The organism is Bacillus nakamurai, assembly GCF_001584325.1.
Taxonomy (GTDB): Bacteria; Bacillota; Bacilli; order Bacillales; family Bacillaceae; genus Bacillus; species Bacillus nakamurai.
The window spans coordinates 184,464-197,084 of record NZ_LSAZ01000041.1 but is presented as its reverse complement, the minus strand read 5'-3'; the positions used below and the strand labels follow the sequence as shown (position 1 = coordinate 197,084).

Annotated in this window: 11 protein-coding genes; all 11 read right to left on the bottom strand. The window is 48.0% G+C overall.

Annotation, left to right across the window (positions count from 1 at the left end; translation table 11 throughout):
• Positions 1–66: 66 nt before the first annotated feature.
• A complete protein-coding gene (locus AXI59_RS16130; protein WP_061520480.1) occupies positions 67–711 on the bottom strand; it encodes a thiamine diphosphokinase in 645 nt (214 codons plus the stop codon).
• 68 nt (positions 712–779) lie between these two features.
• On the bottom strand, positions 780–1,433 hold the full coding sequence (gene rpe / locus AXI59_RS16125; RefSeq protein ID WP_061520479.1) for a ribulose-phosphate 3-epimerase: 654 nt from the start codon (positions 1,431–1,433) through the stop codon (positions 780–782).
• Position 1,434: 1 nt separating this feature from the next.
• Positions 1,435–2,325, bottom strand: a complete 891-nt coding sequence (gene rsgA, locus AXI59_RS16120; RefSeq protein WP_061520478.1) for a ribosome small subunit-dependent GTPase A — start codon at positions 2,323–2,325, stop codon at positions 1,435–1,437.
• 14 nt (positions 2,326–2,339) lie between these two features.
• Entirely contained in the window at positions 2,340–4,280 is a 1,941-nt protein-coding gene (gene pknB / locus AXI59_RS16115; RefSeq protein WP_061520477.1) for a Stk1 family PASTA domain-containing Ser/Thr kinase, read from the bottom strand.
• Positions 4,274–5,035 (bottom strand): Stp1/IreP family PP2C-type Ser/Thr phosphatase, encoded by a 762-nt coding sequence (locus tag AXI59_RS16110; protein ID WP_061520476.1) that lies wholly within the window; start codon positions 5,033–5,035, stop codon positions 4,274–4,276. The genes pknB and AXI59_RS16110 overlap by 7 nt, the downstream gene beginning before the upstream one ends.
• 5 nt (positions 5,036–5,040) lie before the next feature.
• Entirely contained in the window at positions 5,041–6,132 is a 1,092-nt protein-coding gene (rlmN, locus tag AXI59_RS16105) for a dual-specificity RNA methyltransferase RlmN (RefSeq protein WP_061520475.1), read from the bottom strand.
• Between the two features lie 2 nt (positions 6,133–6,134).
• Positions 6,135–7,478, bottom strand: a complete 1,344-nt coding sequence (rsmB, locus tag AXI59_RS16100) for a 16S rRNA (cytosine(967)-C(5))-methyltransferase RsmB (protein WP_061520474.1) — start codon at positions 7,476–7,478, stop codon at positions 6,135–6,137.
• Positions 7,465–8,418, bottom strand: a complete 954-nt coding sequence (gene fmt / locus AXI59_RS16095) for a methionyl-tRNA formyltransferase (RefSeq protein ID WP_061528723.1) — start codon at positions 8,416–8,418, stop codon at positions 7,465–7,467. Before fmt ends, rsmB begins: the two co-directional genes overlap by 14 nt.
• Before the next feature lie 4 nt (positions 8,419–8,422).
• The gene (gene def / locus AXI59_RS16090; protein WP_061528722.1) at positions 8,423–8,905 is read right to left on the bottom strand and encodes a peptide deformylase; all 483 of its coding nucleotides are present in this window, start codon (positions 8,903–8,905) and stop codon (positions 8,423–8,425) included.
• Positions 8,906–8,928: 23 nt separating this feature from the next.
• A complete protein-coding gene (priA, locus tag AXI59_RS16085; RefSeq protein ID WP_061528721.1) occupies positions 8,929–11,340 on the bottom strand; it encodes a primosomal protein N' in 2,412 nt (803 codons plus the stop codon).
• The gene (gene coaBC / locus AXI59_RS16080) at positions 11,337–12,557 is read right to left on the bottom strand and encodes a bifunctional phosphopantothenoylcysteine decarboxylase/phosphopantothenate--cysteine ligase CoaBC (RefSeq protein WP_061528720.1); all 1,221 of its coding nucleotides are present in this window, start codon (positions 12,555–12,557) and stop codon (positions 11,337–11,339) included. The genes priA and coaBC overlap by 4 nt, the downstream gene beginning before the upstream one ends.
• Between the last annotated feature and the right edge of the window lie 64 nt (positions 12,558–12,621).

Genomic DNA, 12,621 nt, shown 5'->3' with positions numbered 1-12,621 from the left:
CCCGTATCCGCTGCGTTCATCACTTTAGGATTCATGGTTTTTCCGTAAATGGCAGAAGCCGCTTTTCTAATCCGCGCTCCTTACCATTATTAATATGCCTTTTGCAAACGAAAAAGTACCTCGTGAATGAATGAGTTCGTTACTAATACATAGTGTGGAACCGAGGGTAATATGACAATTATTCAGCGGATATTTGAAACCTTCCAGGGTCAGGCCGTCTGCAGCTTCCGTAAACGGAATAAATGAAATATAACGTTTATCGCTTCTTGCTTCAAGCGTATAGCGTCCCGGGCCGAACATTTGAATTTCATTCTGCCGGTCTATCAGCCTGATGTCGGGGTTTGTTTTTAAGCCTTTGTAAAGAAGCTGAATGTTCCCTAAAAAGTGGTCGGCTCTCCCGCCCGTAACGCCGAACATGCGGATGCTTTGCGGATTCATCTTTAAAGCCCAGTCAAGAGCCAGATCAAGATCGGTCTGATCCTTTTCTGCCTGATAAACATGCAGGCCCGGCGCCGCTTTTTCAATTTGTCCGCGCTCCTTATCTGTTATGCTGTCAAAATCGCCGAACGCTTCTTTCGGAATCAGCCCGGCTTGTAAGAGAGTGACCGTCCCCTTATCCACTCCGACCCACGTCGTATCGCTGTCCGTATACTTAGTCAGATCGGGAATGAGCTCAGGAGGGCCGCCTGCAACGATATTGATTGTATTCATATGGCTTTCCTTTCTCTTTCAAACAGGAAAAGAGCCTGGCGGCTGACGCCGGGCTCTTTTTCAGCATATTATTTGCCGCTTCGGATATCAGAAATGGCTTTTTTTCGGTCCGCTTGATTATAAACGGCAGATCCGGCAACAAGCAGATTGGCGCCCGCTTCAGCGCATAAAGGCGCTGTTTCTTTATTGACGCCTCCGTCCACCTCAATTAAAAGCTCAGTCAAACCTCTTTTATCGGCAAGCTGTTTGACTTCACGGATTTTCGGAAGGACGGAATGAAGGAAAGTCTGCCCTCCAAAACCGGGATTCACCGTCATTAAAAGCACGAGATCAAGCTCGTCGATGATATGCTCGATCATTTGGACGGGCGTGTGCGGATTGAGGACAACCCCCGCCTTTACCCCCTGCTCTTTAATCAATTGAACAGTCCTGTGAAGATGCGGGCACGCTTCAACGTGGACGGACAATATATCCGCTCCCGCTTTCGCAAATGAAGGGATGTAGCGGTCGGGATTTTCAATCATCAGATGGACATCAAGGGGCAGATCTGTCACAGGACGGACCGCTTCAACGATAAGCGGCCCGATCGTAATGTTAGGGACAAAATGGCCATCCATGACATCAATATGGATATAGTCCGCCCCTCCTTTTTCCACGTCTTTAATTTCCTCGCCTAATGAAGCAAAATCGGCGGAAAGAATTGATGGCGCAACCTTAATCATATTAATACCTCGGCTTTCTGTCTTTTATTTCCTGCATGAATTCTTTGTAATGCTCATAGCGGTACGGCTGGATTTCTCCTTCTTCTACCGCTTGCTTCACGGCGCATTTCGGCTCCTTCAGATGCAGACAGCCCCTGAATTTGCATTCGGCGCTTTTTTCTCTGATATCAGGAAACGTGCTTCCTAATTCTTCTTCCTCTACGTCTGTAAATTCCAGTGAACTGAACCCCGGTGTATCGGCCACTAAACCGCCGGAGGTATGAATGAGCTCCACGTGGCGTGTCGTATGCTTCCCGCGGCCCAAATGCGCGGAAATTTCGTTTGTTTTCAGTTCAAGCTCCGGGCTGATCGCGTTTAACAGCGATGATTTTCCGACACCGGACTGCCCGGCAAATACCGTCGTCTTATTCGGGAAGTGTTTTGCAATGTCGGTTAAGCCGCTGTTTTCTTTTGAAGACGTAACATATACGTCATATCCGATCTTTTGATAGTCTTTCACATAAGAAAGAATGGCTTCTTTCGTTTCCTGATCTTCGGCTAAATCCATTTTGGTAATGCAGATGATCGGGTTAATGCCGTTGGCTTCAACGAGAACGAGAAAACGGTCCAATAAAGACGTGCTGAACGCCGGCTGGACGGCTGAGAAGACGAGAACAGCCTGATCGACATTAGAAATCGGGGGCCTGATCAGCTCGTTCGTTCTTTTTTTGATTTCTAACAGATAGCCTTCTTTGTCGTTTTCAGCCTGATACACCACGTAATCGCCGACAAGAGGCGTTATTTTATTTTTTCTGAAGATGCCTCTTCCTCTGCATTGAATGATGTTGTCTTCAGATTCATCCAATACGTAATAAAATCCGCTTAATGCTTTAATAATTTTGCCCTCAGGCATACGGTCCCTCCTTGTCAGCCTTTATCTTTCGGGTATTCAATCGTTTTGTAGCTGACGACTTTGTGGTTTACCATCACTTGATAATACCCTTTTTGCCCCTGTTCAATCTTCAGCTCGATCGTTTTTTCCGTCGGCTCTTTTATTTTAAACGTCTCATACGTATCTGAAATGCTGTGGTCTTTATCATCGATGGCGATTTGAACCTCAAGCTCGTCCCCTTCATGATCCGGTTCGTAAGGGATGCTGATGTTTTCTTTTACCGTCTTGGCCGGTTTTTCCTCGGGTCCGAGCGAAAATGTGACTTCGACATCGCTTCCCGGCTTCACCGCCGTCCCTGCTGACGGCTCCTGTTTGATCACTTGCCCTTTTGGCACGTCATCTGAATGGGCTTCTTTTTCAACCAGGTTCAGACCGTTATCCTCAAGATACCCTGAAGCTGCCTCTTTACTGTATGTTTTTAAATCTCTGAGCGTAATGTCCGCCGGGCCGATGCTGACCGTCAAGTTCACTTCGTCATCACCCGCGACCATCTCGGTGCCCGCTGAGGGGTCCTGATCAATAACGGTTCCCGCGTCACTGGCATCATTCACTTCTTTTACATTCACATGTTTGAAGCCTTTTTCCTTTAATGCTTCTTTCGCTTTGTCAATTGACCGGCCTTTGACGTCAATCAGCTGCGTTTTCGCCTTCCCTATACTTTTGTACATTTTTACAGCAGAGCCTTCTTTTACGGTCGAACCCGCTTTAGGGTCTGTTTTGACCATTAAGCCCTCTTGTACTTTTTCATCTTCGATGTCCGTTACATCCGGGTCCGCCTGCAGCCCGTTCTTTTCAAGAAGCGCTTCCGCCTTTTCGTACTCCAAACCTTTTACGTCAGGAACGCTGACGTCTTTTGGCATAAACAGAGACGGAAACACGGTGACGGCAAGGACAGAGGCAGTTATGAGAACGAAGCAGACGGCCAAAAGAACCCACGGCCATTTCCGCTTTTTCTTTTTCACAGATTTCTCATCATCATCTTCAGCCTGCTTTTGCGGTTCTGGCGGCGTGACTTCCGAACCGTCTGTAATAATGGGTATCGCTTTTGTCATTTCCTCATCATCTTGCACAGAAAATCTTTCTTCATTCAGCCTGTCGGCATCGAAAGCTGTTCTGATGTCTTCTTCCATGTCTTCCGCGCTTTCATACCGGTGAAACGGATCTTTGGCAGTCGCCTTTAAAATAATATTTTCGACGCTTTGGGGAATGGAAGGATTCCACTTTTTGGCCGAAGGTGTTTCTGTTTGAAGATGCTTTAACGCAATGCTGACGGCCGATTCCCCGTCAAAAGGGATTTTGCCCGTCAGCAGCTCAAAAAGCACGATGCCAAGCGCGTAAATATCGGATTTCTTAGTTGCCAATCCGCCTCTTGCCTGCTCTGGAGACAGGTAATGAACCGATCCCAAGACAGAATTTGTATGGGTGATTGTGGTCGAGCTGAGGGCGGTGGCAATGCCAAAATCGGTCACCTTTATATGCCCCATATGATCGATTAAAATGTTGTGCGGTTTAATATCCCGGTGCACGATATGATTATGATGGGCATGGGCGATGGCTGAGACGATCTGCTCCATAATGGACAGCGCTTCCTTCGGATGCAGCGGCCCGTGTGTTGTTATGTATTCCTTCAGCGTCATGCCTTCCACGTATTCCATGACAATATAATAAATATCGCCTTCTTCTCCGATATCGTAAATACTGACGATATTCGGATGGTCAAGGCTTGATGCCGACTGCGCTTCTCTTCTGAAACGCCTGATAAAATCATTGTCATTCACAAAGTCAAACCGCAGAACTTTGATTGCGACTTCACGTTCGAGAATGATGTCCTCAGCTAAATAAACGTTCGCCATTCCGCCGCCGCCAATCGGCCGGAGGATATGATAACGCCCGCTGATCCGCTTGCCGGTTAGCACTTGTCTTCACCCTCTTTTGCATGTAAAGCAAGCTCAATCAAAACCGCGGTAATATTATCCTCGCCGCCGTTTTGATTCGCTTTGTCGATGAGCAGGTCAACCTTTTCTTGAGGCAGAGATTCGGCTTGAAGCATTTGTTTTAATTCATCATCTTCAATTTTATTCGTCAGTCCGTCAGAGCATAAAAGCAGCTGGTCTCCGGCAGAAAGCTCAAATGAACGGGCATCAGGGCTGATGTTTTCATCTGTCCCCAGCGCCCGTGTCAGAACATTTTTTCGCGGATGATGTTCGGCGTCTTGTTTAGAAATTTCCCCCGTGCGGACAAGTTCATTGACAAGTGAATGGTCTTCAGTAAGCTGAATGAAATCATCCTCTTGAAGCAGATAGCATCTGCTGTCTCCAATGTGGGCGACAGTGACAAACTTCCCCGTAAATAACGCACACACGATGGTCGTTCCCATTCCCCGGCATTCTTCATGCGCTTTGGCATGATCATATATCCGGGTATTCGCCTGCTGAATCCGTTCTTTCAGCCACACCTCGCATTCAGACGGCAGAGAAGGAACCGTTTCTGCCTGGTTCCATTGCTCCTCCATGGCCGCCACCGCTATCTTGCTCGCTACATCTCCGGCAAGATGGCCGCCCATGCCGTCGGCGACAACCGCCAATACTAAATCTTCTTTTCTGAAAATACCCGCATCATCTTCGTTATGCTGGCGGATTTTACCTGTATCTGTTTTTAAGGCTGTAATCAACCTCTTCACCTCGTCTCGTCTTGACGCTCCTTCGCGCGAAGCTGACCGCAGGCCGCGTCAATGTCATGGCCTTGCTCTCTTCTGATCGTGACATTTACACCGCGGGATTTTAACGTTTTTTCGAATGCAAAAATCTGGTCTCTCGGTGTGCGGACGTAATCCCGTTCAGGCACATAGTTAACCGGAATTAAGTTTACATGGCATTTTACGCCTTTTAACAGCTCTGCAAGCTCTTCAGCATGTTCGACCTGGTCATTGACGCCTCCAAACAAACCGTATTCAAAGCTGATCCGTCTCCCTGTTTTCTCAATATAATATTTGACGGCTTCCATAAGATCTGGAAGTTTGTAGGCTTTGTTAATCGGCATGAGCCGACTTCTGATTTCCGTATTCGGCGCGTGCAGAGAAATTGCGAAATTGATCTGCATCTTTTGATCGGCGAATTCGTAAATCTTCGGAATGATTCCGCTCGTAGAAACCGTGATATGACGCGCGCCGATATTTAAGCCTTTGTCATGGTTAATGATTTTTAAGAAAGCAAGCATTTCATTGAAATTGTCAAAAGGCTCGCCGATTCCCATAATGACAACTGAGCTGACGCGTTCATCCGTCTCATCAAGCGCTTTTTGCACTTTCAAGACTTGGGCGACGATTTCGCCTGCTTCAAGGTTTCGTTTCAGCCCGCCAAGCGTTGACGCGCAAAATGTACAGCCGATGCGGCAGCCGACCTGTGTCGTTACACATACAGAATTGCCATACTCGTGTCTCATTAATACGGTTTCGATCGTATATCCGTCATGAAGCTCGAATAAAAATTTCATCGTGCCGTCTTGAGAGGTCTGCTTAACCGCCGTTTTCAGCGTTGTCAGCACAAAATGGCTCTTCAGCTTGTCGCGAAGGCTTTTTGAAAGGTTTGTCATCTCGTCAAAGGAAGACACCCGTTTTTCATACAGCCATTCAAAAATCTGGGCCGCGCGGAACGGCTTTTCGCCCTGCTCAGTCAGCCATTGTTTGATTTCATCTAATTCAAAAGAGTAAATGGACGGCTGTTCAGTCCGCAGCTCTTTTCGTACTTTTGTCTTTTTGAGTTCTGTCATTTTTATCCCTTCTTTCTCATGCTGCTAATAAAGAAACCGTCTGTTCCGAAATAGTGCGGAAGGATTTGAAGGCTTCCATCCTGAACAAAGGGTCTCGCCTTTTCAGGCAGCCGCTTTTCAAGAGACAAATCGGGTTCAAATTCAGGGTGTTCTTGTATAAACGCATGCATAACTTCTTCATTTTCTGTCCGGTCCATTGTACACGTACTGTATACGAGTGTGCCACCTTTTTTTACTAATGGCGCGATTTCCCTTAAAATACCGAGCTGAATGTGTGACAGACGTGTGCTGTCCTCCGGTGTTTTTGTATATTTCATATCCGGTTTTCTTCTGATGACCCCAAATCCTGAGCACGGGGCATCAACGAGAACCCGGTCAAATTGTTCGGTTTCAAAAGCGTCTCCCGCTTTTCTTGCATCCATCGTTTTCGCGTCGATAATATCAAGACCGAGCCTTTCTGCTCCTTCTTTTATCAGCTTAACCTTGTGGCGGTGAAGATCCAGGGATGTAAGGCTTCCTTCATTCTTCATCAGCTCCGCGATGTGAGCCGACTTTCCTCCGGGTGCGGCGCAAGCATCAAGCACGGTTTCGCCCGGCTTCGGATCAAGCGCCCTTGCGACAAGCATAGAGCTTTCATCTTGAATCGATACTTCCCCCCGCTGGAAAAATTTCGTTTTCGCAATACTGCCTTTTAAAAGCTTTATCGCGTCAGGAGAAAGGTCTCCCGCTTCAGCCTCAATTCCTTCATTCATCATCTCTTTCAGCACTGTTTCCCTGTCTGCTTTTATTTGATTGACACGGAGAGTCTGCTTCGGCGGAACGAGATGAATGCTGCAAATGTTCTCAGCTGCTTCAAAGCCGTACGCCTCCACCCACTCCTTCACGAGCCATTCAGGATGGCTTGTCTCTGTTGCAAGGCGGAGAATCGGGTCTTCTATATCGTCGAATGACGGAGCGCCTTCACGCTGAAGGGAGCGGAGAATGCCGTTGACAAATGATGCAATGCCTTTATGCCCGCGTTTTTTGGCGATTTCTACAGCTTCATGGATAGCCGCGCGATCCGGTATTTTTTCCAAGTATTCCATTTGATACACAGACAGGCGCAGAAGCTGAATCACCCATGGCTTCACCTTGTTTGGCTTGTTGATGAAAGGCTTCAGCATATAGTCTATAGCGAATTTATTTTGGAGTGTTCCGTAAACAAGCTCTGTCAGCAGTCCTCTGTCCTGGTCACTGAGCTCATTTGTTTTGATGACTGAGGTAAGGAGCAGGTTGCTGTATGCCTGGTTTTGATCCAGCTTCTCAAGCGCCTCGAGGGCAAGCTCCCGGACATTATTTTTCTTCATTTGCTGCTCCTAACACGTCACCGGGCTGCACTTTTTTGCCTCTTGCAAAGTCCTCGCCCTTCATTCGTTTTTTTCCGGCCGGCTGAAGTTCTGTGATTAAAATAGCGGTGCTGTTGCCCGAGGCGACGGTAAAGCCGTTTTGGTCCGTGCGAATGACGGTGCCGGGCGCTGCGTCAGAATCGGCATCGACTTTTTCGGACGCCCACACTTTGACATTTTGTCCGTTCAGCGTTGTATAGGCGACCGGCCAAGGGTTTAAGCCTCTTATTTGGTTGTAAATTTCTTCGCCCGTTTTGGTCCAATCAATCCGCTCCTGCTCACGCTTAATGTTCGGCGCGTAAGTCGCTTTAGATTCGTCCTGCTTAATCGGCTTAATATTTCCGGAAATGACGTTCGGAACGGTTTCTGATAAAAGCTTTGCCCCGGCTATGCTTAATTTGTCATGAAGCGTGCCGACATTATCTTTCTCATCGATTTCCACTTCGATTTTTGAAATCATATCGCCTGCATCAAGCTTTTCAACCATATACATAATGGTCACGCCGGTTTTTTTCTTTCCTTGCAGAATGGAATAATGAATAGGCGCTCCGCCTCTTAATTCAGGCAAAAGTGACGCATGCACATTGATACAGCCGTATTCAGGGCCGTCCAACAGCTGTTTAGGCAATATTTGCCCGAATGCGGCCGTGACAATTAAGTCGGGGCGCAGGCTGAGCACTTTTTCTATCTCTTCTTCGTTCCTTACTTTTTCAGGCTGAAGCACCGGAATGCCGTGGCGTTCGGCTTCAACCTTTACAGGAGGAGGCGTCATCACTTTTTTTCTTCCTTTCGGGCGGTCAGGCTGCGTGACAACACCCACAACCTCATACCCGTCTTCTATAAGCGTCCGCAGCACGGGAACTGAAAAATCGGGCGTTCCCATAAAAACGATCCTTGTCATCCAATCATCCTTCCATTTCTGCCAGTTCTTCTTCTGTATAATAGGTCAATATCTTTGATGTAAACAAAACGCCGTCTAAATGATCCATTTCATGCTGCACGGCTCTTGCCAAAAAGCCCTCTGCTTCAAAAATGAACGGCTTTCCCTTGCGGTCAAAAGCTTTAACTTTCACGTAGTCAGAGCGGGTGACATCTCCGTATACACCGGGGAAGCTTAAACAGCCCTCCACGCCGGTTTGTTCACCGCTTCTCTCAAGAATGATGGGGTTTACAAGGTCGATCCTGCCGCTTTCTTCCCCGATGTCCACAACGGCTGCCCTTTTGAGGACGCCGATTTGCGGTGCTGCAAGGCCGACGCCGTCCATTTCAAGCATTGTATCGTACATATCATCAAGCAGTTTTTTTAATTTTTTATCAAACACTGTCACATCTTCAGCGGGTGTTTCCAGAACTTCCGCCGGATGTGTGACGATTTTTTTCACAGCCAAAATTTTTTCCTCCAAAACAAATGTTACATCAGCATGTAAGGATTCATATCAATGGAAATCATCACATGCTTTTGCGCTATGTCGCGTTTATAATGGTCCAGTATTTTCTTAAGCTGAACCTGCAACTCGGTTTCCTGTCTGTATTTTATCACGCATTGGTAGCGATATCTATCTTTGATCCTGGCGATCGGGGATGCGGACGGCCCGAGAATTTTTGTACCCGGCCCGCATCCTGATTTTAAAAAGTTTGTAATCTTTTCTGCAGTAATCGCGGCTTTTGCAGCCTCTTCATGAGAAACGGTGACAAGCGCCACATAATAATAAGGTGGATAAGACTGGGCTCGTCTGTGCGCCATTTCCTGCTGAAAAAAAGATTCATAGTCATGTGTTTTTGTCAGCTGGATGCTGTAATGCGACGGCGTATAGGTTTGGATGATCACCGATCCCGGCTTCTCATGCCTGCCCGCCCGCCCGCTTACTTGCGTCAGCAGCTGGAATGTTTTCTCCGCCGCCCTGAAGTCAGGGATATGCAGCGTCGTATCCGCGCTTAGCACCCCGACAAGGGTCACGTTAGGAAAATCAAGGCCTTTTGCGATCATTTGCGTACCGAGAAGGATATCGGCCTTTCCTTCGCCGAAAGCCGATAACAGCTTCTCATGGGCGCCTTTTCTTGAGGTGGTGTCTACGTCCATCCTGATCACCCGCGCTTGCGGCAGCACTTTGGTGAGTTCCTCTTCCACACGCTGCGTTCCCGTGCCGAAAAAACGGATATGCTCGCTGCCGCATTCAGGGCACGTGCCAGGCACGGGCTCCTCATGTCCGCAGTAGTGGCATTTAAGCCTTTGTCCGTAGCGGTGATAGGTCATTGAAATATCGCAATGCGGGCATTGAGGCACGTAACCGCAATCACGGCACATCACAAAGGATGAATATCCCCGTTTGTTTAAAAAGAGCACAGCCTGCTCTTTTTTCGCCAGCGTCTCCTCCAGCTGTTCCATTAGTTGTGTTGAGAACATCGACCTGTTGCCGTTTCTCAGCTCTTCCCTCATATCGACGAGAGAAACCTCCGGCATAACCTGGCGATTCACACGATGTTTTAATGGCAGCAATTCATAAACGCCTTTTTTCGCCCGCGCAAAAGACTCTAAAGTCGGCGTAGCGCTGCCGAGAACGACCGGGCAGCTATGGTGCTCTGCCCGTTTAATCGCCACGTCTTTTGCATGATATCGGGGCATTTCCTCCTGTTTATAGGAAGACTCGTGCTCTTCATCAATGATAATCATGCCAAGGTTTTCAAACGGGGCAAATATCGCCGATCTCGCTCCGACGACAAGCCTGACTTCCTTGCGCTGAATTTTTCGCCATTCATCGTATTTTTCACCAGTCGATAAACCGCTGTGCATGACCGCAACCTGTGAGCCGAAACGCCCTTTAAAGCGGTTGACCATTTGCGGCGTTAAAGAGATTTCCGGAACGAGCACGATTGCTTCCTTTCCTTTGGCAAGCACCTTTTCAATAGACTGCAGATAGATTTCCGTTTTTCCGCTCCCGGTCACCCCATGAAGCAAAAATACATGATGGGCATTATCGGCTACCGCTTGTTGAATCGGCTCAAAAGCAGCGCGCTGCTCGTCTGTCAGCGGCAGCGGCTCTGTTTTTTTGAACATTCTGTCCTGATAAGGGTCGCGGTAAACCTCTTCAAAGCTTTCCTTCAGCAGCCCTTTTTGGAGCAGCGTTTTTAATGTCGCTGAGCTGGCATTTGTTTTTTTGCAAAGATCAGCTGCAGCAATCTTTGCTCCCCCGGCGATAAAATAGTGAAGCACTGCCAGCTGTTTGGAAGCCTGTTTCGATAACGCGTCTGCCTGCCGGGAGAGTTCTTCTTTGTCTTCGTCTGCCTCTATCATGCGGATCATTTTTTTATTCGTTTTTTGCGCCACTTTATAAGTAACATCGATGCTGCCTCGGCGCACGAATTTTTGAAGTGACGAAAGAATGTTCTGATCGGCAATATCGGAGTACAGAAGGCTTTTCTGATCTCGGAACAGCCGCTTGATTTCCGGCGTCAATGCTTCTTCGTCAATGACCTTCAGTTCTTTTTCATACTTTGCCTTCAGCGCAGCGGGCAGCATCGCTTGAAGCGCTGTGATTTTAAAGGACAGTGTTTTGTCTGAGAGCCATGAAGACAGCTGCATCAGTTCTTCTGTCAACACTGGCGTCAAATCAAGAAGCTGCTCCACTTCCTTCACTGATTTGCCGTTAAGCTCTGACGAATCTTTCAGACCGGTCACAAACCCTTGAAGCTTGCGCGGGCCGAACGGGACGATCACCCGCATGCCGACTTCGATCATGCCTTTTAAATGATCCGGGATTTTGTAATCAAAGGGCCTGTCAATGTTTTTGGAGCTGACATCCACAATGACTTCTGCTACATTCATACTCGCTTTTGGCCCTCATCTTTCAAGGCGGTCATTTCCTTCAGCAGCTCAAAGGAAACGTCAAGCTTCGACATAAGCGCAAGCTCCCGCTTTCTGCCGTCCCGGAAATAGAAGGTGACAAGGTTAGTGTCTGTACCGAACCCGGCTCCTTCTGCTTTCACATCATTAGCGACTATCATATCAAGGTTTTTCTTTTCCAGTTTGTTGCGTGCGTAGCGTTCGACGTCTTGCGTTTCAGCCGCGAATCCAACTAAAAGCTGGTGGTTTTTTCGTTCGCCGAGCTCTTTCAGAATGTCAGCCGTACGATTGAATTCAATCATGAGCGAGCCGGCCTTCTTTTTCATTTTTTGATCTGAAACTGATGCCGGCGTGAAATCAGCCACAGCCGCCGTTTTTATCACCATGTCACATGAATCAAACACAGAAAGCACTGCTTCTCTCATATCAGCGGCAGACTGAACGGGGACAAACTGATACAGCCCCTCGGGCGGCTCTAGCGCCACCGGTCCGGAAATCAATGTTACGCGCGCACCGAGTCGGACGGCAGCCTCCGCGGCGGCGTACCCCATTTTTCCTGTTGACTTATTTGTGAAAAAGCGTACAGGATCAACAGCTTCGCGTGTCGGCCCGGCCGTGATGACGACATGTTTTCCCCGCAGCGGCGCATCATCTTCCACCTTTGAAAAATGCTCTTTGACACGTTCGACAATATGCTCCGGCTCTTCTAACCTTCCTTTGCCGACATACCCGCACGCCAAATAGCCTTCGCTCGGCTCGATAAAACGGACGCCGTCCTGATAAAGAACGGAGATGTTCCGTTTCACCGCCGGATGATCATACATATGGACATTCATCGCAGGCGCCACCCAGACTGGAGCCTCCGCCGCTAACAGTGTTGTTGTGAGCATATCATCAGCGAGCCCGTTGGCAAGCTTGCCGATAACATTTGCCGTAGCGGGTGCCACGATGATCAAATCCGCCCAGTCAGCCGCATCGATATGGGATATGACCTTCGGATTCTGTTCTTTAAATGTATCTGTATACACTTCATTCCGGCTTAATGCCTGAAATGTCAGCGGAGAAACAAACTCACGCGCGGACTCAGTCATAATCACTTTTACATTTGCACCGGCCTGAACCAGCTTGCTTGTCAGTGCGCAGGCTTTATAAACGGCAATGCCTCCGCTTACACATAGTAAAATGTTTCGGTTTATCATGAAGTCTTCTCCCCTTATGAAAGCATTGTACAAATTCCAAGCGGAAAAAAATAACAACCTATTT